The organism is Streptomyces sp. R21 (assembly GCF_041051975.1).
GTDB lineage: Bacteria > Actinomycetota > Actinomycetes > Streptomycetales > Streptomycetaceae > Streptomyces.
The window spans coordinates 3,253,627-3,280,543 of the sequence record NZ_CP163435.1; the positions used below are offsets into that span (position 1 = coordinate 3,253,627).

A 26,917-nucleotide genomic window follows, 5' to 3' on the forward strand; every position below is an offset into this window, starting at 1 on the left:
ATCAGCGCCCCGGTCGCACCGTCAGGTCGTTGACCTCCGCGTCCCGGGGCAGGTCGAGGGCCATCAGGATCGTCGTGGCGACCGACTCGGGGTCGATCCACTTCGCGGCGTCGTACTCCTTGCCCTCCTGCTGGTGGACCTTGGCCTGCATGGGGCTCGCGGTGCGGCCCGGGTAGACCGAGGTGACGCGGACGCCGTTCCCGTGCTCCTCGTGGCGCAGGGAGTCGGCGAGGGCCTTCAGGCCGTGCTTGGAGGCGGCGTACGCGGACCAGTCGGCGTGGGCGTTCAGGCCGGCGCCCGAGTTGACGAACACCACGTGGCCCTGGGCGACACGGAGTTGGGGCAGGAAGTGACGGGTCAGCTCGGCGGGGGCGACGAGGTTGACGTTGAGCTGATGGCGCCAGGACTTGGGGGTCAGCTCGCCGACCGGACCGAGGTCGACCACGCCCGCGATGTGCAGCAGGGAGTCGACACGGTCGGGCAGGGCCTGGTGCGAGAACGCCCAGGAGAGCTTGTCCGGGTCCGCCAGGTCGCCGACCAGGGTCTTCGCGCCGGGGAACTCGGCGGCCAGCTCCTTCGCACGGCCCGCGTCGCGCGCGTGCAGCACGACGTCGTCCCCGCGCGCGTGCAGACGGCGGGCGACCGCCGCGCCGATGCCGGAGCCCGCCCCGGTGATCACATGTGTAGCCATGCCCGCCATGTTCGCATCACGCGGTGCCGAAGGACTCCTCGAGGTAGGCCAGCGCCCCCACCGGCTCCTCGGCGAAGAACACCAGGTCGGTGAGGGGGCGGGGCAGGAATCCCTCGTCCTCCATGCGGCGGAACTGCTCCTTGAGGCCGTCGTAGAAACCCGCCGTGTTGAGCAGGACCACGGGCTTCTCCGTCTTCCCGTGCTTCTTCAGCTCCAGGATCTCCGTCGCCTCGTCGAGCGTCCCGGTGCCACCGACCATGATCACGACCGCGTCGGCCTTCTCCAGGAGAAGAGCCTTGCGCTCGGCGAGGTCGCGGGCGATGACCATCTCGTCGGCACCCGTGCGCGCCTTGGCCGCGAGGAAGTCCACGGAGACGCCCAGCAGCCGGCCGCCCGCCTGCTGCACGCCGTCGGCGACGACCTTCATGAGGCCGACATCGGAGCCGCCCCACACCAGCGTGTGACCGCCCTTGCCGAGAAGTTCGGCGAACTCCCGCGCGGGGCGCGTGTAGCGGTCGTCGAGGTCGGCGGCGGAGAGGAAGACGCAGATGTTCATGGGTTCACCGTACGCGGGAAGAACCCGGGCCCCGTAGGTGCTTTTCCGGTATGGCTGATGGACACACGATCACGATCGAGCAGACCGACGACCATGTGCGCGTGGTGCGCGGCGACCAGGTTCTGGCGGAGAGCGACCGGCCTCTCGTCCTGCGGGAGACCGGCTGTCCCGTGCGGTACTACCTCCCGCCCCAGGACGTACGCCTCGACCTCCTGACCCCGTCCGAGACCCACACCTACTGCCCCTTCAAGGGCACGGCCTCGTACTGGTCCGTGCCGGACGCGGCGGACCTGGTGTGGTTCTACCCCGACCCGAAGCCGGACGTAGCCGAGATCAAGGACCACCTCTGCTTCTACGAAGTAGAAGTGAACTGAAGCAGAAGTGAACTGAAGCAGCAGCGGACTGAAGGGGAAGTGGACCGACGTCAGACGCCCGCCGTCGCGCGCGTGGTCGTGGCGATCGTCGCCGAGCCGACCACGCGCGTGCCGTCGTAGAGGACGACGGCCTGGCCGGGGGCGACGCCGCGGACGGGCTCCGTGAAGGTGACCTCCAGGGTGCCGTCGACGAGTTCGGCGGTCACCTCGGTCTCGCCGCCGTGGGCGCGGAGCTGGGCCGTGTAGGTGCCGGGGCCGGTGGGGGCCGCGCCGCACCAGCGGGGCTTGATCGCCGTCAGGGCGGTGACGTCCAGGGCGTCCACCGGGCCGACCGTCACCGTGTTGTTCACCGGGGAGATGTCCAGGACGTAGCGCGGCTTGCCGTCGGCGGCCGGGGTGCCGATGCGCAGCCCCTTGCGCTGGCCGATGGTGAAGCCGTACGCCCCCTCGTGGGTGCCCACCTTCGCGCCGGACTCGTCGACGATGTCGCCCTCCGCCTTGCCCAGCCGGTTCGCCAGGAAGCCCTGGGTGTCGCCGTCGGCGATGAAGCAGATGTCGTGCGAGTCGGGCTTCTTGGCGACCGCGAGGCCGCGGCGCTCGGCCTCGGCGCGGATCTCGTCCTTCGTGGTGAGGGTGTCGCCGAGGGGGAACATCGCGTGGGCGAGCTGGCGGTCGTCGAGGACACCGAGGACGTACGACTGGTCCTTGGCCATGTCGGAGGCGCGGTGCAGTTCGCGCGTGCCGTCCTCGCGGACGACGACCTGCGCGTAGTGGCCGGTGCAGACCGCGTCGAAGCCGAGGGCGAGGGCCTTGTCGAGCAGGGCGGCGAACTTGATCTTCTCGTTGCAGCGCAGGCACGGGTTGGGGGTGCGCCCCGCCTCGTACTCGGCGACGAAGTCCTCCACGACGTCCTCGCGGAAGCGCTCGGCGAGGTCCCACACGTAGAAGGGGATGCCGATGACGTCCGCGGCGCGGCGGGCGTCGCGCGAGTCCTCGATGGTGCAACAGCCGCGCGCGCCCGTGCGGAACGACTGCGGGTTGGCGGACAGGGCGAGGTGCACGCCCGTCACGTCGTGCCCGGCTTCCGCCGCGCGGGCGGCGGCGACGGCGGAGTCCACGCCGCCGGACATGGCGGCCAGGACGCGAAGGGGGCGGGGGCGCTGCGAGGTGTCAGTCATAACCCCTCCAGGGTACGGGGCCGTGGGAACCGGAACCCGCGAGTATCCGTTGAAGATCGTATGGGGGACACCACGGGAAAGAAGAAGAGCAGCCCTGGAGGGGATTCCGACCGGCGCATCGGGCGCCGGGCGCTGCTCGTCGGCGGGGCCGCGGCCGCGGTGGGCACCGCGGCGCTGGCGCGCGACGAGCTGGCGCATCTGTGGTGGCGGCTGCCCGGCGTGGAGAAGCCTCGGGTGGCGGGCGCGGTCGACTTCCGGGGCGCACGGTGGGTGGCGGCGTCATCGGCGAACTGGCGACGGGCCGACCGGCCCGACGACTACGGCATAGACCGGGTGGTCATCCATGTCACCCAGGGCAGCATCAAGAGCGCGGTGAAGGTGTTCCAGGACCCGGCGCACGGGGCGGCGGCGCACTACATCGTGGGCAAGGACGGCCGCATCACGCAGATGATCCGCGAGCTGGACGTGGCCTTCCACGCGGGCAACCGGGAGTACAACGAGCGGAGCGTCGGCATAGAGCACGAGGGTTTCGTGGACCGGCCGAAGGACTTCACCGACGCGATGTACGCGGCCTCGGCGCGGCTGACGGCCGGGATCTGCGGGCGGTACGGCATACCGGTGGACCGGAAGCACATCATCGGGCACGTGGAGGTGCCGGGCACGGACCACACGGACCCCGGTCCGCACTGGGACTGGGACCGGTACATACGGCTCGTACGGCAGGCGCGTACGGCGAAGGCGTAGCCACCGCCGTCCCCCTGCCGACGGCTGCCGTGTCCGCCAGGTCGTCCGCTAGGTGAGGCCCGCCGTGCGGGCGCGTTCCACCGCCGGGCCGATCGCCTTGGCCACCGCCTCGACGTCCGCCTCCGTGGAGGTGTGGCCGAGGGAGAAGCGGAGGGTGCCGCGGGCCAGCTCGGGATCGGTGCCGGTGGCGAGGAGGACGTGGCTGGGCTGGGCCACTCCGGCGGTGCACGCGGAGCCGGTGGAGCACTCGATGCCCTGGGCGTCCAGAAGCAGCAGGAGCGAGTCGCCCTCGCAGCCGGGGAACGTGAAGTGCGCGTTGGCCGGGAGGCGGCCGCCGGGGGCCGGGTCGCCGCCGAGGATCGCGTCCGGTACGGCCTTGCGGACCGCCGTGATCAGGTCGTCCCGCAGCGCGCCGATCTCCCGGGCGAACCACTCGCGCTGCTCGGCGGCGAGCCGGCCGGCGGCGGCGAACGAGGCGATCGCGGGCACGTCGAGGGTGCCGGAGCGGACGTGCCGCTCCTGGCCGCCGCCGTGCAGCACGGGTACGGGGCTGTACTCGCGGCCGAGGAGCAGCGCGCCGATGCCGTAGGGGCCGCCGATCTTGTGGCCGGAGACGGTCATCGCGGCGAGGCCGGAGGCGCCGAAGTCGACGGGGACCTGGCCGAAGGCCTGGACCGCGTCGGCGTGCAGCGGGACGCCGAACTCGGCGGCTGCGTCGGCCAGTTCACGGACCGGCATGACCGTGCCGATCTCGTTGTTGGCCCACATCACGGTGGCGAGGGCCACGTCGTCGGGGTTGCGGGCGATGGCCTCGCGCAAAGCGTCGGGGTGGACTCTGCCGTACGCGTCCACCGGGAGGTACTCGACCGTGGCGCCCTCGTGCTCGCCGAGCCAGTGCACGGAGTCGAGGACGGCGTGGTGCTCGACGGGGCTCGCGAGGACCCGGGTGCGGGCCGGGTCGGCGTCGCGGCGGGCCCAGTACAGGCCCTTCACCGCGAGGTTGTCGGCCTCGGTGCCGCCGGAAGTGAAGACCACCTCGCTGGGGCGGGCGGCGAGGGCGTCCGCCAGGGTTTCGCGGGACTCCTCAACCGTGCGGCGAGCGCGGCGGCCCGCGGCATGGAGGGAGGAGGCGTTGCCCGTGACGCCCAGTTGGGCGGTCAGGGCCTCTACCGCCTCGGGGAGCATCGGGGTGGTCGCGGCGTGGTCGAGGTAAGCCATGGTGGGCCCGATTCTACGGGCCCGCTGTCCAACGGCCTCAGCCCCCACGAGTGAGGGTCGACCCGGGACCTACCCGGCGCTCGTGGCGCGGATGCGGAACGCATGCCCACAGCAAGGGCCGTCAGAAGCTCCAGGACACCGTGTTGTCGAAGTGCATGAAGCTGAGCAGGACGACCAGGTCGGCGATGCCCAGGGTGAGGCCGAGGTAGGCGCGGCCTCGGCGGGTGGTGCCGCGCCAGAGGGCGACGCCGGCCAGGGCGATGGCGATGGGGCCGAGGAAGAGGTTGAGGACGAGGAGGCCGAGCAGACCGAGGATGAAGGAGGCGACGGCCATGCCGTCGGCGTCCTTCGTGGCGGTCCGGCGGGCCGGGGTGGTGGCGGTGAGTTCCATGATGTGTCAGCTCCCGACGATCAGAACGATCAGTTGGTCGAGGTGTGGCGCCGGCGGGCGTGCCGCTCGCGCAGGGCGAAGACGGCCAGCCAGACGCCGATGACGGCGGCGGCGACGAGGGTGAAGGAGAGCGGGGCATGGGCCACGGTGCCCATGACGACACCCAGCAGCAGAAGGGCGGCCACGAGGATCAGCATCGGATGCCTCTCGTTGAAGTCTCGGGTCGAGGCCCCGAATGTTTCGGGGACTTGACGTTTCAGTGAACGGTTGTAGTAACACTTGTTCACTGACTTATGAGTCTAGCGCGCCTCCCGGCTTCCCAATCACGGAGAACAGTTGTTAACTGGATGACATGAGTCACACCCTCGGCATCCGACAGGTCCAGAAGCAGAAAACCCGACAGGCGCTCCTGGACGCCGCGTTGGAGCTCCTGGAGGAGCAGAGCCTGAGCAGCCTGGGCCTGCGCGAGGTCACCCGGGCCGTCGGAGTCGCGCCGACCGCCTTCTACCGGCACTTCCGCTCGACGGCGGACCTGGGCGTGGCACTCGTCGAGGAGGCGCTCGGCAGCCTGCACCGGATGATCGGCGACACCGTGTCCGCGGCCGACGACAGCAGTGAACGCATAGCGCGTGCGGTCGACCTGATCGACCGCCACGTCCGCGCGTACCCCGCTCACGTCCGGTTCATCGCACGCGAGCGCAATGGCGGGGTCCAGCCGGTGCGGAAGGCGATCAGCGACCAACTGGCGCGGTTCGCCGAGGAGGTCAGGGCCGAGCTCGCCAAGCATCCGGAGTCGGAGGGGTGGAGCGACGGCGATCTGCTGATGCTCGCGGGCCTGTACGTCGACCAGATGCTGATGACGGCCTCGCTCTTCCTGGAGGCGCTGGAGGGCCCGGAGGAGGAGCGGGACCGGGTGGCCCGCGTGGCGAGCCGCCAGATGCTGCTGATCAGCATCGGCCGCCGCCACTGGCTGAGAGAGCTGGGGTAGTCCGACACGGGCGGGCGCAGGGCCCGAGGCGGCGCACAGCCCGACCCAGGCCGGTGGAGAGTTCAACGCACGCGGGCGGCACGCTCGTTCACCGAGCGTGCCGCCCGCAGACGTACGACATTCAGGCCGGAAGTCAGCCCTGTGCCTGTTGCCCCTGCTGACCCTGCCCCTGCTGCCCGCCCGGGCCGCCACCGCAGCCACCGCCGCCCTGCCCGCCACCGCCGCCGGGCCCACCGCTCGGCCCGCCCGACGGCATACCGGAAGGTGCACCCGACGGGGCCTTGCCCGTGGCCGCACCCGAAGGCGCACCGGACGGCATGCCCGACGGAGCGCCGCTGGGCCGGCCGGACGCGCCGCCACTCGGCATGCCGGAGGGCGCCTGGCAGTTCTGCTGCCCCGAGTTGCCGCTGTTGGAGGAGGACGAGTCGCCCGAGCCGCAGGCCGCGAGGAGGGGTGCGAGGGCGAGCAGGGCGACGACGGGGACGAGCCGTGCGCGACGCTTCATGAGGGTAACTCCCAGTCAAGTCACGGGAACCGGTGGTTCAGTGGGGGGCCAGCGGACCAGATCCACGTAGGGCCCGGCTGTGCCGTTCCTGTGGCTTGCTGTGGATCAACGGGCCCCGGGTGAGGGCGATTCGTCCGCATAGCGGGCGGCGATGACGGCGGCCCCCTCGGCCAGGTGGGCGCGCACCTCGGGAGGCGAGATGACCTCCAGCCCGTCGACGAAGGCCAGCAGGGAGCGGGCCTCGCGGACATCGCCGTACGACAGCCGGGCGGTCACCCACTCGCTCTCGCCGTCGTCCTCGGGCAGTTCCGCGAGAGCGGAGGCGGTGAGCCGCAGGAACAGGTCGAGGCGGGAGCGCTGTACCCGAACCGTGACATCGATTCCGCCTGGCCGCTCCTCCACCTGGCGCCTCAGCACCTCCCAGGCGTCGGCGAGTTCGACGCCCGGGCGTCGCTTCACGGGGTCCGGGAGGAGCGTCGCCGACCGCACCCGGTCGGCGCGGAAGAGCCGCGGGGCGGCGCGCCGGTCGGCGACGAGGTACCAGACGCCCGCCTTCGAGACGAGCCCGTACGGGTCGACGGTGTAGCTGCTCGGTTCCTTCCGGCCGCTGTGCCGATAGCGCAGCCTCAGGCGCCGGTCGGCGAACACCGCGTCCTGGAGCACCTCCAGGTCGACGGCGGGCTGCGGTCCGCCGTTCCACCGGGTCGCGTCGACGAGGACCCGTCGGCTGGTGGCTTCGGCGGCCGGCCGGTGCGGGGCGGGCAGCGCGGCCATCACCTTGCGCAGCGCCGAGCCGAGCGCCGCGTCCAGACCGAGGGCGGCGTGCGCGCCCTGCGCGGCCAGGATGAACAGGGCCCGGGACTCGTCGGCGGTCAACCCCGTGACGTCCGTACGGAATCCGGCGAGCAGCTCGATGCCGCCGTGCCGCCCGCGCTCTGCGTACACCGGGACGCCGGAGGCCGACAGGGCCTCGATGTCGCGGTAGATGGTGCGCACCGACACCTCCAGGCGGCCCGCGAGTTCATGGGCCGGGACGCGGCCGCGGGTCTGCAGCAGCAGGAGGATCGAGAGCAGGCGGTCCGACTTCACGGCACCAGGATTCCGCCGCGCGGGGAGGCCGGGCAAATGCCCGGCCCCGAACCGGCGGAGTTCTCTTACGCCGACGGGCGCCGCGGATCAGCCGAGGCGGACCCGGGCGAGCTGGCGGGACTGGGCGACCAGCCGGTCCGCGCTGTCCCAGACCTCGGCGTCCTCCTCCAGGAAGCCGCCGGCGAGGTTGCGGGTGGTGATGGAGACGCGCAGCGGGCCCGGTGCCGGACGGGAGCGCACATGCACGGTGAGTTCGACGGTCGGCACCCAGCCGGAGATGCCGATCTCGAAGGCGGTCGGCGGCAGCGCGTCGACCGCGAGCAGCAGCGAGAGGGGGTCGGGGTCGCGGCCGTCGGCGAGGCCGAACCAGGAGCGCATCTCGCCCTTGCCGGAGGGCGATCCGAGGGCCCAGCCGAGGGTCGACGGGTCGAGCTTGAGCATCAGCCGGTCGGCGATGGCCGAGCTGCCGTCGACCGGAGCCGGTCCGTCCTCGGGCCCGAAGCACTGGTCCATGGGCGGGAACGCGGGCGGCTTCGCCGTCGTACGGACGTCGTCGGGCAGGGTGTCGAGGTCGCCGTAGGAGGCGAGGACACGGATCCGCTCGATCTCGCGGCCCTGGTCGTCGTACTGGAACAGGGACGCCTGGCCGGTCGAGAGGGTGCGGCCGGTCCGTACGACGTCGGTGCGCACGACGGCCGGGCCCGGCTGGGACGCGGTCAGGTAGTGCGCGGAGATCGTGAACGGGTCGGCGTGCGGCAGGGCGTCCGCGAGGGCCCGGCCGAGGACGGCGAGCAGATAGCCGCCGTTGACGGCGCTGATGATCGTCCACCCGGCGGAGAGGTCGATGTCGTACACGCCGGGCTCGCGACGGGTGACCGCGGTGTCGCGGTCGAACTCGCTGTCGCCGATCGTGGCTCGCGATGGGGGTCCCCCCGCTCGAGCGAAGCCGAGAGTGGGAGCCTGTACGGAAGCTGCTTCTGGCATGGCTGAACGGTACAACAGGTAATTACTAAGCGGTAGCTTTGCTCGGGCGAGGACTTGGTGAGACCCGGGCAATTTCCTGGTAAGTGTCCGCACTCGTCCATAAACCGATGTCCTGACCGCGCCGTCTGTAGGGACATGAGCCTCACCGGGACCGCGTTCCTCTACACGCTGATCGTGCTGTCCGTCGTCGCCGTCGTGCTCCCGCTCGTCCTGTGGTCGCGGATCCGGGGGCCGAAACTCCTGCGCGCCCCGGCCCGGGTGCTGATGGTGCTGTTCGCCCAGGGCACGGCGGTCGCCCTCGTCTTCGTGCTGGTCAACAACGAGAACAACCTCTATGACAACTGGGCCGACCTGCTCGGCACCGGCAACCACGTCCAACAGGCCGCGAACCTGGGCGCCGACGGCACCGGCGGCATCGCGCTGAAACGATTGCCCAAGGTCCGCCAGCAGTTCACCCCGACCCGCCTCGACGGTGTGCGCGTCACCCAGCTCAAGGGCCGGGTGTCGGGCGTGAACGCCGAGGTCTACGTCTCGCTGCCGCCCCAGTACGACGAGCCCGCCTACCGCCACCACAGGTTCCCCGTGGTCGAGCTGCTGCCGGGCTACCCGGGCTCGGCGAAGGCGTGGTTCGGCTCGCTGAAGGCACGTGAGCAGCTGCTGCCGCCGATGCGCAGCGGCCGCGTGGCGCCGTTCATCCTGGTCGCACCGCGCACCAATCTGCTGGCCGGGGTGGACACGGGCTGCGCGAACATCCCGGGCACGGTGAACGCCGACAGCTGGCTCAGCGTCGACGTGCCCAAGATGGTCACGGACAACTTCCGGGCCCAGGCCGCGCCCCAGGGCTGGGCGGTCGCCGGGTACTCGGCGGGCGCGCACTGCGCGGTGAAGCTGGCGGTGGCGCACCCGGACCGCTACCGGGCCGCGATCGGCATGTCCGGCTACAACGACCCGATCGGCGAACGCGCCTCGCTCGCCGCGCAGACCCCGGCCCTGCGTGCCGCCAACAACCCCTACCTGCTGCTCGGGGGAGCCCGTACGCCGCCGCGGATCGCGCTCTACATCTCCGGACAGCCGGGCGACGGTTACGAGGCGGGCGTGGCCCTGCGGCAGATCGCGAAGGCTCCGACGACCGTGCACGTGGTGTACGTGCCGCGCAGCGCGGGCGGCCACACCATGGCGCTGTGGGAGCCGCAGGTGACGCCGGCGTTCCGCTGGCTCACCGAGGAGATGGGCCAGAGCCGCGCCGGGAGCGGGAGCGGGACTACTCCTCGCGCACCGTCGAGCGACGGTTCCAGGCACGCGGCGCTCGCCAGTGGAACTTCATCGCGAGCAGGCGCAGTACGAAGGCCGTGACGGCGGCGAGGCCGCCGGTGAACGGGCCCAGCGCGTCGTAGCGGATGCACAGCACCACCATCGTGGCGCCGACCATCGCGGGCACGGCGTAGAGGTCGCGGTCCCAACGCAGCAGCGACGGCACCTCGTTGGCGAGCACGTCGCGCAGCACACCGCCGCCGACGGCGGTCGCGAGGCCGAGGGTGGCCGACGCGGTGAGGCTCAGCCCGTACTCGTACGCCTTCATGGTGCCCGAGACGCAGAAGAGGCCGAGGCCGGCCGCGTCGAAGACATTGACGCCGACCTGGATGCGCTCCACCTGCGGGTGGAGGAAGAAGACGAGCAGGGCGGCGAGCAGCGGGGTGAGGAAGTACCCCTGGTCCGAGAACGCGGCCGGCGGTACGGCGCCGATGACGAGGTCGCGGAACATCCCTCCGCCCAGCGCGGTCACCTCGGCGAGGACGGCGATGCCGAAGACGTCGAAGTTCTTGCGGACGGCCAGCAGCGCGCCGGAGATCGCGAAGACGAAGATCCCGACCAGATCGAGCGTGTGCTGGACGGAGGGACTGAAGAGTTGCTGGAGCACCCCGACATTCTCACCCAGCGCCGGGCGTGCACCTTACAAAGAAAGGCCTACAGGGCAGGTTTCCCTGGGGTGAACAGCCAGGTCTGGAACAGGTCGTCGAGCTGCTGTCCGCTGATCTTCTCGGCGAGGCGGATGAAGTCGTCCGTGTTGGCGTTGCCGTACTTGTGGATCTTCGTCCAGGTGGGCAGCAGCTTGAAGAACGCGGTGTCGCCGATGCGTTCGCGCAGCATCTGGAGCGTCATCGCGCCGCGCTGGTAGACCCCCGAGGCGAACATCGTGTCGCGCTGCGGGTCGCCGACGACCGTCTGCCAGAAGGCGGAGTCGGCGGGGCGGGAGTTGTAGCCTGCGAGGAAGGAGTCGTGGGCCGAGCGGACGCCCTGGTGCTCGGTCCACAGCCACTGGGCGTAGGTCGCGAAGCCCTCGTTGAGCCAGATGTCCTTCCAGCGCTCCACCGAGACGGAGTCGCCGAACCACTGGTGGGCCAGCTCGTGCACGATGGTCTGCTCGGAGCGCACCGCCGAGTAGGCGGGCTTCGACTGGACCTCCAGCGAGAACCCGGCCTCCGGCATGTCGTCGACGATCGCCCCCGTCTCCTCGAAGGGGTACGGGCCGAAGACCTGCGACCAGTAGTCGGTGGCCGCGGCGGTGACTGCGTACACGTCGACGGCGTTGCTGTTGGCGAGCACCGGGTCGATGGCGACGTAGATGGGCGTGCCGCCGGGGGTGGTCCCCGTCTTCACGTCGAACTTGCCGATGGTCGCGGTCGCGAGATACGTCGCCATGGGCTTGCTCTCGCGCCAGTGCGTGAAGGTCTGGTCGCCCTTGTCGTACGTCGATATCAGCCGGCCGTTGGAGACGCCGGTCAGGCCCTTGGGGGCCTTGATACGGATGTCGTAGGTGGCCTTGTCGTCCGGATGGTCGCTGGACGGGAACCAGGTGGAGGCGGCGTTGGGCTCGCAGACGACGAAGACACCGTCGGCGGTCTTCATCCAGCCGTAGTTGGAGCCGAACACGATGGGCCCGCCGAGGGGTTCGGGGACGCCGCCGTAGGTCACGGTGACCGTGAAGTTCTTTCCCTTGGCCAGGACGCCGCGCGGGGTGATGCGGATCTCGTCGCCCTCGCGGACGAACTTCGCGGGTCTGCCGTTCACTTCGATGCGCGTGACCTCCAGCTTCTGGAGGTCCAGGTCGAAGGAGGTGAGGCTCTGGGTGGCGCGGGCCGTGAGCGTCGTACGGCCGTCGAGGCGGTCGGTGTCGGGGTTGTACGCCACGTCGAGGTCGTAGTGACGGGCGTCGAAGCCGCCGTTGCCGAGCTGGGGGAAGTAGGTGTCACCGATGCCGTCGGCGCCGGGTGACGGGGCCGACGATGCCGCGATGACGAGGAAGGAGGCCGCCGCGGTCGCGAGGGCCCCCCAACGTGCCGAACGGGAGAGTGCCATGAGCGTCCCTTCGAGCGTGTTCCGATGAAGACGGACACGCGAGACTCTGCACTCTCCCGTTCGGGCATGGACATGACTTTGCCGAATCGTCATGGCCTACTTGTCAGTTGACTCCTGACGGTCGGCTTCCGCTTCTGCGCCCACCTCTGCGTCCGCTTCCGCGTCCGCCTCGGTCTCGGCAGCGGGCTCCGCCTCGGCTTCGGCTTCGGCTTCGGCGGGCTCGTCGGCCGCGGGGGCCTCGTCGGCAGCCGCGGTGGTCTCCGCAGACTCCTCGGCCTCGACGACCTTCGCCACGGCAGCGGAGGTCTCTGCGGACTCCGCCAGCGCCGCGTCCGGCACCAGCTCCACCGCCTCCTTGGCCACCGACAGCAGCACCGTGTCCTGCGGCGCCTGGTCGGCGAAGTTCTCCGGGTGGTGGCAGGCGACCTGCTGGCCGGGCTTCAGCTCCAGGAGCGGCGGCTCGGTCGTCTTGCAGATCTCCGTGGCCTTCCAGCACCGGGTGTGGAAGCGACAGCCGCTCGGCGGCGCGATCGGCGAGGGCACGTCACCCTTGAGCAGAATGCGCTCGCTCTTGGCACCCCGCCGTGCCGGGTCCGGGATCGGCACCGCCGACATCAGCGCCTTGGTGTACGGGTGCATCGGCGCCTTGTACAGCGACTCGCGGTCCGCCAGCTCGACGATCTTGCCGAGGTACATCACCGCGATCCGGTCCGACACGTGCCGGACGACCGAGAGGTCGTGCGCGATGATCACGTACGTGAGGCCGAGCTCCTGCTGGAGGTCGTCCATCAGGTTCACGACCTGCGCCTGGATCGACACGTCGAGCGCGGAGACCGGCTCGTCCGCCACGACCAGCTTCGGCCTGAGCGCGAGCGCGCGGGCGATGCCGATGCGCTGACGCTGGCCGCCGGAGAACTCGTGCGGATAGCGGTTGTAGTGCTCGGGGTTGAGGCCCACGACCGACAGCAGCCGCTGCACTTCCTTCTTGACGCCGCCCTCGGGCGTGACGCCCTGGAGCTTGAAGGGAGCGCTGACGATCGTGCCGATGGTGTGGCGCGGGTTCAGCGACGAGTACGGGTCCTGGAAGATCATCTGGACGTCACGGCGCATCGGGCGCATACCGCCCACACCGAGGTGCGTGATGTCCTTGCCCTGGAACTCGACCTTGCCCGCGGTCGGTTCGAGCAGCCGCGTGATCAGCCGGCCCATCGTCGACTTGCCGCAGCCCGACTCGCCCACGACGCCCAGCGTCTCGCCGGCCCGCACCTCGAAGTCCAGGCCGTCGACGGCTCGCACGGCGCCGACCTGGCGCTGCATCAGGCCCTTCCGGATGGGGAAGTGCTTCTGCAGCCCGGTCACCTTGAGCAGGACCTCGCCGGGGGCGGCGTCCTTGGTGAGGGTCGCGACCGGGGCCGAGTCCGCGGCCGAGCCGTCGCTCTGTGCAGGGATGCTCACTGCCTTGTCCTCTGCGTTCTCGCTCACAGCTTGGGCGCAATCTCTTCGATCCAGATACGCTCCCGCTGCTCCTGCGTCATGTGGCAGGCGGCCCAGTGCTGGCTGCCGACCTCGGACAGCTCGGGGCGGACCGTGCGGGTGACGTTGTCCTTGGGGACGTCCGCGTACGGGCAGCGCGGGTTGAAGGCGCAGCCCGACGGGATGTTGATCAGCGAGGGCGGGGAGCCCTTGACCGGGATGAGGCGTTCCTGCTGGTCGCGGTCGAGGCGGGGCATCGAGCCGAGCAGACCCCAGGTGTAGGGGTGGCGGGGCTCGTAGAACACCTTCTCGGCCGGACCGCGCTCGATGCAGCGGCCGCCGTACATCACCAGGATGTCGTCGGCCAGTTCGGCGACGACGCCCAGGTCGTGGGTGATGACGATGACCGCGGAGCCGAACTCCTTCTGCAGATCCCGGATGAGGTCGAGGATCTGCGCCTGGACGGTGACGTCGAGGGCGGTCGTCGGCTCGTCCGCGATGAGCAGCTCGGGGTTGTTCACCAGCGACATCGCGATCATCGCGCGCTGGCGCATACCGCCGGAGAACTCGTGCGGGTAACTGTCGACCCGCTTGTCCGGCTGCGGGATGCCGACACGGTCGAGCATCTCCACGGCGCGGCGCTTCGCGGTCTTCTTGTCGACGTTGTTGTGGATGCGGTACGCCTCCACGATCTGCTGGCCGATCGTGTAGTACGGGTGCAGCGCCGACAACGGGTCCTGGAAGATCATCGCCATCTCGCGGCCACGCAGCTTGCGTACGTGGTCGGGGTCGGCGGAGAGCAGTTCCGTGCCGTTCAGCCAGATCTCGCCGGAGAGCTGCGCCTTGCGCTTGCCGTACTGGCCCGTGGTGTGCAGGCCCATGATGCCGAGCGAGGTGACCGACTTGCCGGAGCCGGACTCGCCCACGATGCCGAGGGTCTTGCCCTTCTCCAGCTGGAAGCTCAGCCCGTCGACGGACTTGACCAGGCCGTCGTCGGTCGGGAAGTGCACCTTGAGGTCGCGGACTTCGAGGAAGGCGGAGGGGGCGGGAGAGTCCGTGACGGGCTCGGCCACCGCTCCGCTCTTGCTGAGTTCGGTCATGCGAGCCTCACTCGGGGGTCGATCGCGGCGTACAGGAAGTCCACCACAAGGTTGGCGATGATCACCGCGAGCGATGTGATCAGGGTGACGCCCAGGATGACGGGCAGGTCCTGGGTGCGGATCGCCTGGAGCACCGCCTGGCCGAGGCCGGGAAGGCTGAACGTCGTCTCGGTGAGGATCGCGCCGCCGATGAGGGCGCCGAGGTCCATGCCGAGCATGGTGAGGATCGGCGTCATCGTGGAGCGCATGGCGTGCTTGCCGATGACGACGGGCTCGCGCAGGCCCTTGGCACGCGCGGTGCGGATGTAGTCCTCACCCATGATCTCCAGCATGGTGGCGCGGGTGATCCGCGCGTACATGGCGGCGTACAGGAAGGCGAGGGTGATCCAGGGAAGGATCATGCCACCGAGGTAGCCGGTGACACTTTCGCTGAGGGGCACGTACTGGCCGTCGAACCACTTGAGCCCGAAGATGAAGATCGCCGAGGCCAGCAGACCGGTGAAGTAGATGGGGAGCGAGACACCCGAGAGAGCGACGAACATCGCGCCGCGGTCCCACAGGGAGCCACGCTTCAGCGCGGAGAGCACACCGGCGGCCACACCGAAGAGCAGCCACAGCACCGCGGCACCGAGCGCCAGACCCAGGGTCACCGGGAAGCGGTCGGTGATCTGAGGCCAGACCGCCTGCTCGGAACGGAAGGAGTAGCCGAAGCACGGCGCCGAGCACTGGGTCACGTCGCCGCCGCCCGAGTACGTGCGTCCGACGAAGAGGCCCTTGAAGAACTCCCAGACCTGGACGAAGATCGGCTGGTCCAGCTGGAGCTTCTGGCGTACTCCCTCGACCGCGGCGGGGTCGGCCTGCTTGCCGACGAACATCGTCGCCGGGTCGACCCCCGCCCACTTGGGGACGAGGAAGAAGATGCCGAAGACCACCAGAATGATGACCACCAGCAACACTGCTGCGGCGAAGAGCCGCCTGATGAGGTATGCGAGCACTGCTCTCGGCCCGACGGCGGGGCCGTGGGCCACCGGAGGTCGTCCGGTGGCCCACGGCTCACACCGCTCCGGCCTTCACCTGCCTTTCGTGCCTTATGGCGGGTGCGCCGGCCGGGATTACTTGTTGACGCCGAGGCTGATGAAGTCGTACATGCCGCTGTAGTTGTCGGTCGTGTAGACGTTCGTCAGACGCGAGGAGCGCCAGTTGATGAACTTCTCGAAGACGAAGGGCAGGTAGTAACCGCCCTCCATGACCTTGTGGTTGATCTCCGTGGAGATCTGGGTCTTCTTCGCGTCGTCCAGTTCCTTCACGTAGCTGTCGAACAGACCGTCGATGGTCTTGTCCTTGATCATCGCGAAGTTGTTGTTACCGCTGTCCAGGATGTACTTGCTGTCCCACAGCGGGAGACCGAAGCCCTGGATGGTCGGGAAGTCCGGACCCCAACCCATGATGATGATGCCGTAGTTCTTCTTCTTGACGTTCGACGGGCTGCCGATGATGCCGGCCGTCTGCGAGCCGTCGTACTGGTCGATGTCGACGGTGATGCCGACCTTCTTCAGCGACGCCTGGAGCGACTCGGCGGTGGCCACCTCGACCGGCTTGTTGTTGCGGACCGCGATGGTGGTCTTGAAGCCGGACGGCTTGCCGCAGGCCTTCAGCTCTTCCTTGGCCTTGGCGATGTTGGCCGCACCGTCGTTCGCGGTGGTGCCGTACGGGTCGTACTTCTGGCCCTCGGCGCCCGGGACGGACGGCGGGAGCATGTTGGTGCCGATGTCACCACCGGCGACCGGGCCACCGCGAGCGGTCTGCAGCGACTTGTGGTCGGCGCCGTAGATGACCGCCTTGCGGCAGTGCTCGTTGTCGAACGGCTTCACCGTCTGCGGGAAGACCGCGTAACGGACGTAGCCGGAGACCGGGTTGTCCAGGTTGCCCTTGTCCTGCTTCAGAGCGGTGGTACGGCCCTGCGGGGACATACCGGTCTGGTTGATGTCCAGGTCGTAGTCGCCCTTGAGCAGACGCGCGTCCAGGTCGTTGGCGTTGGTGAAGAAGTTGACCGTGATCTTGTCCGGGAGCGCCTTGCGGACCGGGTCCGAGGACGCCTTCCACGAGGTGTTGCGGACCAGCACCATGGACTTGTTCGGCGTGTACGACTCGAACTTGTACGGGCCGGAGGAGAACGGGTGCAGACCGTACTTGGACTTGGTGTCCTTGTCGGCGCGCACCGGCGACGACGAGGTCATCGCGAGGATTTCCTCGAAGTCCGAGTTGGCCGCGGGCAGGTGGAAGACGATCGTCTTGTCGTCCGGCGTGGAGATCGCCTTCAGGCCCAGGTGGTCCGCGGACTTGTCCTTGTAGGGGCCCTTGTACTCGCCCTTGGGGTCAAGGATGTCCTTGAGGTAGACCGGGCCGCCGGACAGCACGTCCTGCGCCCACTGGCGCTCGATGCCGTACTTGACGTCCTTGGACGTGATCGGCTTGCCGTCCTCCCACGTCACACCGTCACGCAGGGTGTACGTGTAGGTCTTGCCGTCGTCGGAGATCTTGGCGGCGCTGGTGGCCAGGTCCGGCGTGATCTTGGTGCCACCGGAACCGGGCGCCGTGGCGCCGGTGACCAGCTGGCGGCTGTAGTAGCGCATGAAGTTCCAGGCGAAGCCGTAGTAGCCGCGCGTGGTGTCCCACGAGTCGGCGTCCTGCGCTCCGGCGAACTTCAGCGTGCCGCCCTTGGCGGTGGAGGCGTTGGCGACCTTGTTGTTGGCCGCGTTGAAGCCGGCCGCGCCGCTCTTGCTGTCCTTGTCACTGTCGCCGCCGCCGCACGCCGCCGTGCTGAGCAGTGCTGCGACCACGGCAGCTGCGGCCACGGCCTGCTTGCGCCGCCCTGTGGTGCGTTGGGTAGTCACGATCTCGGATCCTCCGTGTGTGTAGCGGCCCGTGGATAGGTCACGGGCCCGGGGGTACGGCAGTTCAGCGAGAACCCTTCGGGTCGAGCGCGTCACGCACGCCGTCGCCGAAGAGGTTGAAGGAGAGGACGGTGATGAAGATCGCTACACCGGGGATCACCATGTACATGGGGTCCGAGTCGTAGTAGTCGATCGCCGAAGAGAGCATCTGTCCCCAGGAGGCCGTGGGCGGCTTGACGCCCACGCCAAGGAAGCTGAGTGCCGCCTCGGTGAGGATGTTGGTCGGGATCATCATCGTCGTGTACACGATGATGGGCGCGATCAGGTTGGGCAGAAGCTCCTTGAACAGGATGTACATACGCCCGGCCCCGAGACTGCGCGCCGCTTCGACGTACTCGCGTTCACGCATGGAGAGCGTCTGGCCGCGCACCACTCGGCCGACGTAGGGCCAGCCGAAGAAGCCGATCACCAGGATCATCACGAACAGGCGGACGCCCGTACCCGTCAGACCCAGCATCTCGTTCGGCATGACCGAGACCAGCGCGATGATGAACAGCAGCTGCGGGAAGGCCAGCAGACCGTCCATGACGCGGCTGATGAGGGAGTCGATCCAGCCGCCGAAGAAGCCGGCGAGGATGCCCAGGACCGTGCCCAGGACGACCGCGACCAGGGCGGACAGGAAGCCGACCAGGAGCGAGATGCGGGCGCCGTAGATGATGCGGGCGAAGATGTCGCGGCCGCTGACCGGTTCGACACCGAAGAAGTGGTCCCCGCTGATGCCGCCCATCGACCCCGTGGGGGTCGAGAAGAGCGGGTCGATCAGGTCCTCGTGGTGCGTCTCCGGGTCCTGGCCGACCAGGTTCGTGATCACCGGCGCGAGGATCGCGATCAGGATCAGCAGGAGCACGACGACACCGCCCGTCAGGGCGAGCTTGTCGCGCTTGAGGCGCTCCCAGGCGATCCGCCCGAGAGAGCGACCTTGTACCGCCGCCTTGGCCTCGGCAGCGCTCGCGACCGCCGCTTCCTCGGCCGCGCTCGGGGCCGCGTCCGTGGTCGGCTCGTGCAATGGTGCCGTCATCGTGGCAGGGACCCCTCTCAACCGGCGGTGGCCGGCCCACACTTGCCGCTGTAGCGGCATGATCAGTCCGTCGTACACAGGGACGAACGCCCCTGGAGCGGGAGTCTTCAACGCCTCGGCGATCTGTTGGAAGACGTGAAGGTGAATGGATGCCTAAACGTGATGCTGTCTGCAGGGTTCCGTTATCCGGACGGTGGGTAACGCGGGCCGGACGGGGGATATTTGGGCTCTTCAGCGGATACAGGAGCCCTAAATGGGAGCGTCTTACCCAAATCAGACATCACGCTCGAAGGATTCGAGGCCGCAGGTCAGGGGCTTGGATTCCGCGAAGGGGCAGGGACTCTGAACGTCAGTAGGCCCGCGGGTATCCGTATCCACCGGCGGCCGGCGCCTGGGCCTGCGCCGGAGCGACGTGCGCCTCGCGGTCGTAGAACGGCCGGGCGTTGGCCCGCAGCCACATCGCCACCGGGTCGTACTCGTCGGACATCGCGACGGTCGAGACGGGAAGCCCGTCCGGCACCGCGGAGATGGACTGCTGCATCATCGCCCGCACCGAGTCCACGGCGGGCGGCGAGGTGTCGTACACGTCGAGACCGATGGCCAGATACGGCGCCCCGTGCGCGGGTTGCACCCACGCGCGGCGCAGCGAGCGCACGGCGGAGGTGCGGTGCGCGTTCTGCGTGAGCAGGCCGTAGAACTGCGGGATCTCGATGCCCGGTTCGGAGAGCCGGAGCGGGCCCGCGGGCTGCCGCTCCAGGCCCGTGGCGATCCGGCGCAGGTCCAGCCACGGAATGCCGACGCCACCGCCGGGGGCGTGCGGATTCAGCCAGAGACCGAAGTGGTCGGGGTAGAGCGTGCGGGCGACGTCGAGGCCGTCGACGACCTCGTAGGAGCGGTTCCAGCCGCTGGCGGAGAGTTCCTGGGCGGAGGTGACGCACGGCGCGTACCCGTACCCGCCGACCTCCATGTTCCCGTACTGCGCGTCCGGGGATCCTGCCTGGCCGTGCCAGAGCAGCATCCAGACCTGGCCGGACGACGGGGTCGCGAGCGCGCGAAGAAGCGCCTCGTAGGCGTCGTAACGCCCGGGCGTCACCTGGCGCAGCATGTGCTCGACCTGACCGGCCGCAGCCGTGCCCGACGCGCTCACCTTCAACCGCCCCTTCGCTCCACCATCACGACATCACAGCCGACATCACGCCGAACTCGTCAACATTTCGACCGAGCCATGAAACCAGCTTAAGCGGCGATCCTGACAGCGACTTGACGCACACCGAGGGAGGTGTCCTCACCACTTTCCCCGTGGCCGCGGTCCTTGGAGTCGAACGGTCAGTAGCCCTGCTGGTAGAAGGGCCGCACGCGCTCGCGCATCCAGTCTCCGACCGGGTCCTGTGCCACGTCCATGAACACCATGTTCACCGGGCGGCCCACCGGTACCCGGCCCAGCGCGCGGCCCAGCGCGTCCAGCACGAGCGTGCGGTCGGCCTCCCAGGAGGACAGTTCGACGCCGATGAACATCACCGGGTCGGAGGTCTCGATGGCGGCCAGGCAGCGGCGGGCGCTCAGCACGACGCCGCTCTCCGCGAACTCCGCCGAGGCCGCGGCCAGGAAGTCCACCGGGTCCTCCTGCCAGTCCGGCTCGAACAGCCGCACGCGCCCACCGCTCGCGGCCCCGTCCAGCGGGGTCCGCCCCGCACGGCAGAGCTCGGCGACCGCGAGGGGCGGCAGCGGTACGCCGACCAGGCCGTCCGGGTTCACGGCGATGCCGATCTGCGGGGGCAGCCCGCGGGCGAACTCCACGGCGGGCGCGATCGTGTAGGACATATGGCTGCCCACGACCTGGCGGAACTGCTCCTCGGAGCTGAAGACGGGCACGTACGCCTGGCCCTCGATCTCCATCGTGGGCAGGTCCAGCGGGCCCTGGTGCGGGCCACCGCCGCTGGGCAGCGGGATCCAGAGGAAGCTGCGGCCGAGGACCTCGACGAGGCGGCCGCCGGCCCCGGGGATGCCGAGAGAGGCGGCGAGCACCTCCTCCAGCTCGTTGCCGGGCCATCCGCCGTGCGGATGGGGATGTGCCTGTGCCGGGATGTCCATCTGCCTACCGCCTGCTCCGAACCACTGTTCCGGCTGGAAAGGTTAATGGGTTCGTACGAACCCCCAGGCGCCGTACGGCCGATCGGCCGTCGTACGACCGGCCCCGCCCCCGACCGGTCAGCCGCCGAAGTCGATCCGCCGCAGCACGTCCGCCGCGTCCCGGTCCATGAGCACCGCCGAGCCGCAGCCCTCCGGGAGGTCGCCCTTCTCCACGGAGCGCAGCAGCCGGGTGACCGCGCCGCGGTGGCGGGCGAACGCGTACCGCGAGACGCCCCGGCCGCGCTCGCGCTGGCCGTCCAGGGCCGTGCCCGGGGTGACGTCGAGCAGCAGGAGGTGCAGGGTGCCGCCGCGGCGCCGGGCCTCGCGGGCCAGCCAGCGGCGCACCCAGGCCTGCGTACCGCAGTCGTGGACCACGGCCCCGGCGCCGGAGCGCAGCACGCGGCGCAGGCCCGCGTAGTGCGCGAGCCGGACGAGGGGACGGTAGACGGCGTACGGCAGCCGGCGGGCCAGCCGCTCGTCCCAGCGGTCGCGGGTGTCCTGCGAGTCGATGCGGGGGCCGGTGACGGCGCGGCGCATCAGGGTCGACTTCCCGCTGCCGGGGAGACCGGTGACGACGACGAGGTCGGCCGCGCCGAAGCGCAGACCGTGCGGGCTGCGGCCGGAGCGCTCGCGCAGATCGCGGACGACGGCCACCGGCCGCGAACCGTACGCCTCCCGGGCCGGGGCGGCGGGCTGCTCGGGCAGCGCGACGCCCGAGGTCGTCGCGTACGCCGAGGTCCGGTATGCCGAGGTCCTGTTCACCGTGATCGTCCTCCCCTTGGGTCTGGAGATCCCCATCCCCGTCGAGTGTAAAGAGAAGGTAATGCGCGGCGCTTCCTGTTTCCGTACGCGGACTGCCACAGGCGGGTTACAGCCGCGGGCTGACGTCACCGGACGGCGCGTGCAATGATGTGCCCGCCAACTGCATACCGGCCGCTTGAATCCGCGCGGGAGAGTTCCGGGACCGTACTGCTCGTACGGGTACCCGGGCGCCGAAGGAGCAAGTCCCTCCCTTGAATCTCTCAGGCCCCGTTACCGCGCGGGCGAGGCACATCTGAAAAGCGGGCCGCTCTCCAGTGGCTCCACCCAAGGTGCAAGTCAGGACCACCGTTTCGCGGGGTCTTGATGAACCTCTCAGGTTCCGATGACAGATGGGGAGGAACGCCTCGCCGTCTTGCCTTGCCGTCATGCCTTGGGAGCCCCACCGATGAGCAGTAACGCACCCCGTCTCACCGCGCTCGATGCCGTGCATCGCTCGCTCGGCGCGACGATGACCGACTTCGCGGGCTGGGACATGCCCCTGCGGTACGGCTCCGAGCGCGACGAGCACCTCGCCGTGCGCACGAAGGCGGGTCTCTTCGACCTCTCCCACATGGGCGAGATCACCGTCACCGGTCCCGCGGCCGCCGCGCTCCTCAACCACGCGCTCGTCGGCAACATCGCCTCGGTCGGTGTCGGCCGGGCCCGCTACACCATGATCTGCCAGGCGGACGGCGGCATCCTGGACGACCTGATCGTCTACCGGCTCGCCGACACCGAGTACATGGTGGTCGCCAACGCCTCCAACGCCCAGGTCGTGCTGGACGCGCTGACCGAGCGCGCCGAGGGCTTCGACGCCCTCGTGCGCGACGATCGCGACGCGTACGCCCTGATCGCCGTGCAGGGCCCCGAGTCCCCCGGCATCCTCAAGTCGCTCACCGACGCCGACCTCGACGGCCTGAAGTACTACGCGGGCCTGCCCGGCACGGTCGCCGGCGTCCCCGCCCTCATCGCGCGCACCGGCTACACCGGCGAGGACGGCTTCGAGCTGTTCGTGGAGCCGCAGCACGCCGAGAAGCTGTGGCAGGCGCTGACGGACGCGGGCGCCCCGGTGGGCCTCGTCCCGTGCGGCCTGTCCTGCCGCGACACGCTGCGCCTGGAGGCGGGCATGCCGCTGTACGGGCACGAGCTGACCACCTCGCTCACGCCGTTCGACGCCGGTCTCGGCCGCGTCGTGAAGTTCGAGAAGGAGGGCGACTTCGTGGGGCGTACGGCCCTGGAAGCCGCTGCCGAGCGCGCCGCCTCCGAGCCGCCGCGCGTCCTCGTCGGCCTGATCGCCGAGGGCCGCCGCGTCCCGCGCGCCGGATACCCCGTGGTCGCCGACGGCCAGGTCATCGGCGAGATCACCTCGGGAGCGCCCTCCCCGACGCTGGGCAAGCCGATCGCGATGGCGTACGTCGACGCCGCGCACGCCGCGCCGGGCACCGCCGGAGTCGGCGTGGACATCCGGGGCAGCCACGAACCGTACGAGGTCGTGGCGCTGCCGTTCTACAAGCGTCAGAAGTAGAGAGACTGGGCGGGGTCCGGGCCCGGCCATCGGCGCGGTCCGGACACCGCCGGGCGCTCCACCGCGCCTTGTCCCTGCTCACCAGCAGCCCCAGCAGTCCCCCATTCACCAGCACTCCCCCGCGTACAGGAGAATTCAGGCCATGAACAACCCCCAGCAGCTGCGTTACAGCAAGGAGCACGAGTGGCTGTCGGTCGCCGAGGACGGCGTCGCGACGGTCGGCATCACCGAGTTCGCGGCCAACGCGCTCGGCGACGTCGTCTACGCCCAGCTTCCGGCGGTCGGTGACACGGTCACCGCGGGCGAGACCTGCGGCGAACTGGAGTCGACCAAGTCGGTCAGCGACCTGTACGCCCCGGTGACCGGCGAGGTCATCGAAGCCAACCAGGACGTGGTGGACGACCCGTCGCTGGTGAACTCCGCGCCCTTCGAGGGTGGCTGGCTGTTCAAGGTACGGATCACGGGTGAGCCGGACGACCTGCTCTCCGCCGACGAGTACACCGCCTTCTCCGCCGGCTAAGGAGTCGTAGAACCCATGTCGCTTCTCAACCAGTCCCTCCATGAGCTGGACCCGGACGTCGCCGCCGCCGTCGACGCCGAGCTGAACCGTCAGCAGTCCACCCTCGAGATGATCGCCTCGGAGAACTTCGCTCCGGTCGCGGTCATGGAGGCCCAGGGCTCGGTCCTGACCAACAAGTACGCCGAGGGCTACCCCGGCCGCCGCTACTACGGCGGCTGCGAGCACGTCGACGTCGCCGAGCAGATCGCCATCGACCGGGTGAAGGAGCTGTTCGGCGCCGAGTACGCCAACGTGCAGCCCCACTCGGGCGCCTCCGCCAACCAGGCCGCCCTGTTCGCGCTGGCCCAGCCCGGTGACACCATCCTCGGTCTGGACCTGGCCCACGGCGGCCACCTGACCCACGGGATGCGGCTGAACTTCTCCGGCAAGCAGTTCAACGTGGTCGCGTACCACGTGGACGACGCCGGCCTGGTCGACATGGCCGAGGTCGAGCGGCTCGCCAAGGAGCACCGCCCCAAGGTGATCATCGCGGGCTGGTCGGCGTACCCGCGCCAGCTGGACTTCGCCGAGTTCCGCCGGATCGCGGACGAGGTCGAGGCCTTCCTGTGGGTCGACATGGCGCACTTCGCCGGCCTCGTCGCGGCGGGGCTGCACCCGAACCCGGTGCCGTTCGCGGACGTCGTCACCTCCACCACCCACAAGACGCTGGGCGGCCCGCGCGGCGGCATCATCCTCGCCAAGAAGGACTTCGCGAAGAAGCTGAACTCCTCGGTCTTCCCGGGCTTCCAGGGCGGTCCCCTGGAGCACGTGATCGCGGCCAAGGCGGTGTCCTTCAAGGTCGCCGCCTCGGAGGACTTCAAGGAGCGCCAGCGCCGTACGGTCGAGGGCGCTCAGCTCCTCGCCGAGCGGCTGCTGAAGGACGACGTGCGCGCCGTGGGCGTGAACGTCCTGTCCGGCGGCACCGACGTGCACCTGATCCTGGTCGACCTGCGTGAGTCCGAGCTGGACGGGCAGCAGGCCGAGGACCGCCTCCACGAGGTCGGCATCACCGTCAACCGGAACGCGGTCCCGAACGACCCGCGTCCCCCGATGGTCACCTCCGGCCTGCGCATCGGCACTCCCGCGCTGGCCACCCGTGGCTTCGCGGCCGAGGACTTCGCGGAGGTCGCGGACATCATCGCCGAGGCGCTGAAGCCCGCGTACGACGTGGAGTCCCTGAAGGCCCGGGTGTCCGCGTTGGCCGACAAGCACCCGCTGTACCCCGGTCTGGGCAAGTAGTACCGCTTTACGGGGGCACCCCGCACACTGGAGTGTGCGCGGTGCCCCACCCCGTGTTCCACCCTGCTTTGAGGAGTCACCGTGGCCATCTCGGTCTTCGACCTGTTCTCGATCGGCATCGGCCCGTCCAGCTCCCATACGGTCGGCCCGATGCGCGCAGCCCGTATGTTCGCCCGCCGCCTGCGCAACGAGGACCTCCTCGACCCGGTGGCCTCGATACGCGCAGAGCTGTACGGCTCGCTGGGCGCGACCGGGCACGGGCACGGCACGCCGAAGGCGGTGCTGCTCGGCCTGGAGGGCGCCTCACCGCGCACGGTGGACGTGGAGGGCGCCGACGCGCGCGTGGAGACGATCCGCACCGGCGGGCGCCTGAACGTGCTCGGCACGCACGAGATCGCCTTCTCCTACGACGACGACCTGGTCCTGCACCGCCGCAAGGCCCTGCCGTACCACGCCAACGGCATGACGCTCTTCGCGTACGACGCCTCCGGCGCACTCGTGCTGGAGAAGACGTACTACTCGGTCGGCGGCGGCTTCGTGGTCGACGAGGACGCGGTCGGCGAGGACCGCATCAAGCTGGACGACACCGTCCTCAAGTACCCCTTCCGCACCGGCGACGAGCTGCTGCGCGTCGCCAAGGAGACCGGCCTGTCGATCTCCGCGCTGATGCTGGAGAACGAGCGGGCCTGGCGCACCGAGGACGAGATCCGCGAGGGGCTCCTCGACATCTGGCGTGTCATGCAGGCCTGCGTGTCCCGCGGCATGTCCCGCGAGGGCATCCTGCCGGGCGGCCTGAAGGTCCGCCGCCGCGCCGCCGTCTCGGCCCGCCAGCTGCGCGCCGAGGGCGACCCGCTGGCACACGCCATGGAGTGGATCACGCTCTACGCGATGGCGGTGAACGAGGAGAACGCGGCGGGCGGCCGCGTGGTGACGGCCCCCACGAACGGCGCGGCCGGCATCATCCCCGCGGTCCTGCACTACTACATCAACTTCATCCCGGGCGCGGACGAGGACGGCGTCGTCCGCTTCCTGCTCGCCGCCGGAGCCATCGGCATGCTCTTCAAGGAGAACGCCTCCATCTCCGGCGCCGAGGTCGGCTGCCAGGGCGAGGTCGGCTCCGCCTGCTCGATGGCGGCGGGCGCCCTCGCCGAGGTCCTCGGCGGCTCCCCCGAGCAGGTCGAGAACGCGGCCGAGATCGGCATGGAGCACAACCTCGGCCTCACCTGCGACCCGGTCGGCGGCCTCGTCCAGATCCCCTGCATCGAACGCAACGGCATGGCAGCGGTCAAGGCCGTCACCGCCGCCCGCATGGCCATGCGCGGCGACGGCTCCCACAAGGTCTCCCTCGACAAGGTCATCAAGACCATGAAGGAGACGGGCGCGGACATGTCCGTCAAGTACAAGGAGACGGCGCGCGGCGGGCTCGCGGTGAACATCATCGAGTGCTGAGGGGGCGGGACCCGGGCGCTTGGCGGAGGTCAGCGAGGCCTCGATGAGGCCTTGGCCGGTGCCTTCTTCGGCCAGAGCAGGTAGGTGACCGCGATGACGCCGTGGATCCCGATCGTGCGCAGCGCGAAGAGCTGCCACAGGCGCAGGGCGTCGGCGGCGTCCTCGGCGGACCCCACGTACAGGATCGCCAGCTGCAGAAGGCCGCAGGCGACCGCCCCCGCGAGCAGCGTACGCAGCCACAGCCCGCCCTCGTGACGGGCGCGCGGCATCCCGTACTTCGGCGGCTTCGGCGGCCGCGGCGCGCCGGCGAAGCGGTACGCGGCCCAACCGTCGAGCCGGGAGATCGTGTAGTGGCCGTAGGCGACCGTGAAGCCGATGTAGACGGCGGCGAGGCCGTGCTGCCAACCCGGCTCGGCGCCGTTGCGGAGATCGACCGAGGTCGCGATCAGCAGGACGAGTTCCAGCAGCGGTTCGCACAGCAGCAACGCCACGCTGGTGCGCCGCAGCTTGAAGAGATAGCGGGCGGTGAGCCCGGCGGCCAGCAGCACCCAGAAGCTGACCTCGCAGATGACGATCAGGGTGACGATCACGTCG

Annotated in this window: 28 protein-coding genes and 1 riboswitch; of the genes, 8 read left to right on the plus strand and 20 right to left on the minus strand. The window is 69.9% G+C overall.

Going from position 1 to position 26,917, the window contains the following annotated elements:
• Position 1 precedes the first annotated feature (1 nt).
• Together AB5J56_RS14430 and AB5J56_RS14435 are read right to left on the minus strand one after the other, a co-directional pair.
• A complete protein-coding gene (locus AB5J56_RS14430) occupies positions 2-700 on the minus strand; it encodes an SDR family oxidoreductase (protein WP_369233110.1) in 699 nt (232 codons plus the stop codon).
• Between the two features lie 7 nt (positions 701-707).
• Complete coding sequence (locus AB5J56_RS14435; protein WP_369233111.1) at positions 708-1,247, minus strand: TIGR00730 family Rossman fold protein; 540 nt, start codon at positions 1,245-1,247, stop codon at positions 708-710.
• A gap of 50 nt (positions 1,248-1,297) precedes the next feature.
• Between AB5J56_RS14435 and AB5J56_RS14440 the strand changes: the two genes are divergently transcribed.
• Positions 1,298-1,621: a DUF427 domain-containing protein gene (locus AB5J56_RS14440; RefSeq protein ID WP_369233112.1), complete on the plus strand. Its 324-nt coding sequence runs from the start codon at positions 1,298-1,300 to the stop codon at positions 1,619-1,621.
• A 50-nt stretch (positions 1,622-1,671) separates the two neighbouring features.
• On the opposite strand, the gene mnmA is transcribed toward AB5J56_RS14440, so the two are convergent.
• On the minus strand, positions 1,672-2,799 hold the full coding sequence (gene mnmA / locus AB5J56_RS14445; RefSeq protein WP_369233113.1) for a tRNA 2-thiouridine(34) synthase MnmA: 1,128 nt from the start codon (positions 2,797-2,799) through the stop codon (positions 1,672-1,674).
• 60 nt (positions 2,800-2,859) lie between these two features.
• On the opposite strand from mnmA, the gene AB5J56_RS14450 reads away from it, so the two are divergent.
• Positions 2,860-3,543 (plus strand): N-acetylmuramoyl-L-alanine amidase, encoded by a 684-nt coding sequence (locus AB5J56_RS14450; RefSeq protein ID WP_369233114.1) that lies wholly within the window; start codon positions 2,860-2,862, stop codon positions 3,541-3,543.
• A gap of 48 nt (positions 3,544-3,591) precedes the next feature.
• Here the strand turns inward: AB5J56_RS14450 and AB5J56_RS14455 are convergent, their stop codons facing one another.
• From AB5J56_RS14455 to AB5J56_RS14465, 3 genes are all read right to left on the minus strand, one after another.
• Positions 3,592-4,761, minus strand: a complete 1,170-nt coding sequence (locus AB5J56_RS14455; protein WP_369233115.1) for a cysteine desulfurase family protein — start codon at positions 4,759-4,761, stop codon at positions 3,592-3,594.
• A 121-nt stretch (positions 4,762-4,882) separates the two neighbouring features.
• Positions 4,883-5,152 carry a DUF4190 domain-containing protein gene (locus AB5J56_RS14460; protein ID WP_369233116.1) on the minus strand — a complete coding sequence of 90 codons (270 nt, stop codon included), beginning with the start codon at positions 5,150-5,152 and terminating at the stop codon, positions 4,883-4,885.
• 29 nt (positions 5,153-5,181) lie between these two features.
• The gene (locus AB5J56_RS14465) at positions 5,182-5,349 is read right to left on the minus strand and encodes a hypothetical protein (protein WP_369233117.1); all 168 of its coding nucleotides are present in this window, start codon (positions 5,347-5,349) and stop codon (positions 5,182-5,184) included.
• 155 nt (positions 5,350-5,504) lie between these two features.
• Here AB5J56_RS14465 and AB5J56_RS14470 point away from each other — a divergent pair, with 155 nt between their 5' ends.
• Positions 5,505-6,140 (plus strand): TetR family transcriptional regulator, encoded by a 636-nt coding sequence (locus AB5J56_RS14470; RefSeq protein WP_369233118.1) that lies wholly within the window; start codon positions 5,505-5,507, stop codon positions 6,138-6,140.
• A 133-nt stretch (positions 6,141-6,273) separates the two neighbouring features.
• On the opposite strand, the gene AB5J56_RS14475 is transcribed toward AB5J56_RS14470, so the two are convergent.
• The 3 genes from AB5J56_RS14475 to AB5J56_RS14485 form a co-directional block, all read right to left on the minus strand.
• Positions 6,274-6,645, minus strand: coding sequence for a hypothetical protein (locus AB5J56_RS14475; RefSeq protein ID WP_369233119.1), 372 nt, complete (start codon positions 6,643-6,645; stop codon positions 6,274-6,276).
• 105 nt (positions 6,646-6,750) lie between these two features.
• Positions 6,751-7,734 carry a helix-turn-helix transcriptional regulator gene (locus AB5J56_RS14480; protein ID WP_369233120.1) on the minus strand — a complete coding sequence of 328 codons (984 nt, stop codon included), beginning with the start codon at positions 7,732-7,734 and terminating at the stop codon, positions 6,751-6,753.
• Between the two features lie 87 nt (positions 7,735-7,821).
• Positions 7,822-8,718, minus strand: a complete 897-nt coding sequence (locus tag AB5J56_RS14485; RefSeq protein WP_369233121.1) for a thioesterase family protein — start codon at positions 8,716-8,718, stop codon at positions 7,822-7,824.
• Positions 8,719-8,853: 135 nt separating this feature from the next.
• On the opposite strand from AB5J56_RS14485, the gene AB5J56_RS14490 reads away from it, so the two are divergent.
• Positions 8,854-10,071 (plus strand): alpha/beta hydrolase, encoded by a 1,218-nt coding sequence (locus AB5J56_RS14490; RefSeq protein WP_369233122.1) that lies wholly within the window; start codon positions 8,854-8,856, stop codon positions 10,069-10,071.
• Here the strand turns inward: AB5J56_RS14490 and AB5J56_RS14495 are convergent.
• The 10 genes from AB5J56_RS14495 to AB5J56_RS14540 form a co-directional block, all read right to left on the minus strand.
• Positions 9,980-10,636 (minus strand): trimeric intracellular cation channel family protein, encoded by a 657-nt coding sequence (locus tag AB5J56_RS14495; RefSeq protein ID WP_369233123.1) that lies wholly within the window; start codon positions 10,634-10,636, stop codon positions 9,980-9,982. The two genes, AB5J56_RS14490 and AB5J56_RS14495, sit on opposite strands and share 92 nt — an antisense overlap.
• A gap of 47 nt (positions 10,637-10,683) precedes the next feature.
• Positions 10,684-12,075, minus strand: a complete 1,392-nt coding sequence (locus AB5J56_RS14500) for a M1 family metallopeptidase (protein WP_369233124.1) — start codon at positions 12,073-12,075, stop codon at positions 10,684-10,686.
• 96 nt (positions 12,076-12,171) lie between these two features.
• Positions 12,172-13,530, minus strand: a complete 1,359-nt coding sequence (locus tag AB5J56_RS14505; protein WP_369233125.1) for an ABC transporter ATP-binding protein — start codon at positions 13,528-13,530, stop codon at positions 12,172-12,174.
• A gap of 23 nt (positions 13,531-13,553) precedes the next feature.
• Positions 13,554-14,648, minus strand: coding sequence for an ABC transporter ATP-binding protein (locus AB5J56_RS14510; protein WP_369233126.1), 1,095 nt, complete (start codon positions 14,646-14,648; stop codon positions 13,554-13,556).
• A complete protein-coding gene (locus AB5J56_RS14515) occupies positions 14,645-15,643 on the minus strand; it encodes an ABC transporter permease (protein WP_369233127.1) in 999 nt (332 codons plus the stop codon). The genes AB5J56_RS14510 and AB5J56_RS14515 overlap by 4 nt, the downstream gene beginning before the upstream one ends.
• Positions 15,644-15,760: 117 nt before the next feature.
• Positions 15,761-17,542 (minus strand): ABC transporter substrate-binding protein, encoded by a 1,782-nt coding sequence (locus tag AB5J56_RS14520; RefSeq protein WP_369233128.1) that lies wholly within the window; start codon positions 17,540-17,542, stop codon positions 15,761-15,763.
• Positions 17,543-17,606: 64 nt separating this feature from the next.
• Positions 17,607-18,620, minus strand: a complete 1,014-nt coding sequence (locus AB5J56_RS14525) for an ABC transporter permease (protein ID WP_369233129.1) — start codon at positions 18,618-18,620, stop codon at positions 17,607-17,609.
• 349 nt (positions 18,621-18,969) lie between these two features.
• Complete coding sequence (locus AB5J56_RS14530) at positions 18,970-19,767, minus strand: enhanced serine sensitivity protein SseB C-terminal domain-containing protein (RefSeq protein WP_369233130.1); 798 nt, start codon at positions 19,765-19,767, stop codon at positions 18,970-18,972.
• Between the two features lie 179 nt (positions 19,768-19,946).
• Positions 19,947-20,711: an enhanced serine sensitivity protein SseB gene (locus AB5J56_RS14535; RefSeq protein WP_369233131.1), complete on the minus strand. Its 765-nt coding sequence runs from the start codon at positions 20,709-20,711 to the stop codon at positions 19,947-19,949.
• 117 nt (positions 20,712-20,828) lie between these two features.
• Positions 20,829-21,548, minus strand: a complete 720-nt coding sequence (locus AB5J56_RS14540; RefSeq protein ID WP_369233132.1) for an AAA family ATPase — start codon at positions 21,546-21,548, stop codon at positions 20,829-20,831.
• Positions 21,549-21,688: 140 nt separating this feature from the next.
• A riboswitch (glycine riboswitch) is annotated at positions 21,689-21,798 on the plus strand.
• Positions 21,799-21,957: 159 nt separating this feature from the next.
• Here AB5J56_RS14540 and gcvT point away from each other — a divergent pair.
• The 4 genes from gcvT (at position 21,958) to AB5J56_RS14560 (ending at position 26,323) form a co-directional block, all read left to right on the plus strand.
• Positions 21,958-23,076 (plus strand): glycine cleavage system aminomethyltransferase GcvT, encoded by a 1,119-nt coding sequence (gene gcvT, locus AB5J56_RS14545; protein ID WP_369233133.1) that lies wholly within the window; start codon positions 21,958-21,960, stop codon positions 23,074-23,076.
• Between the two features lie 142 nt (positions 23,077-23,218).
• Positions 23,219-23,596: a glycine cleavage system protein GcvH gene (gcvH, locus tag AB5J56_RS14550; protein ID WP_369233134.1), complete on the plus strand. Its 378-nt coding sequence runs from the start codon at positions 23,219-23,221 to the stop codon at positions 23,594-23,596.
• A gap of 15 nt (positions 23,597-23,611) precedes the next feature.
• The gene (gene glyA, locus AB5J56_RS14555; protein WP_369233135.1) at positions 23,612-24,874 is read left to right on the plus strand and encodes a serine hydroxymethyltransferase; all 1,263 of its coding nucleotides are present in this window, start codon (positions 23,612-23,614) and stop codon (positions 24,872-24,874) included.
• A gap of 81 nt (positions 24,875-24,955) precedes the next feature.
• Positions 24,956-26,323, plus strand: a complete 1,368-nt coding sequence (locus tag AB5J56_RS14560) for an L-serine ammonia-lyase (RefSeq protein ID WP_369233136.1) — start codon at positions 24,956-24,958, stop codon at positions 26,321-26,323.
• A 29-nt stretch (positions 26,324-26,352) separates the two neighbouring features.
• Here AB5J56_RS14560 and AB5J56_RS14565 read toward each other — a convergent pair whose 3' ends face one another.
• The gene (locus AB5J56_RS14565; RefSeq protein WP_369233137.1) at positions 26,353-26,913 is read right to left on the minus strand and encodes a hypothetical protein; all 561 of its coding nucleotides are present in this window, start codon (positions 26,911-26,913) and stop codon (positions 26,353-26,355) included.
• Between the last annotated feature and the right edge of the window lie 4 nt (positions 26,914-26,917).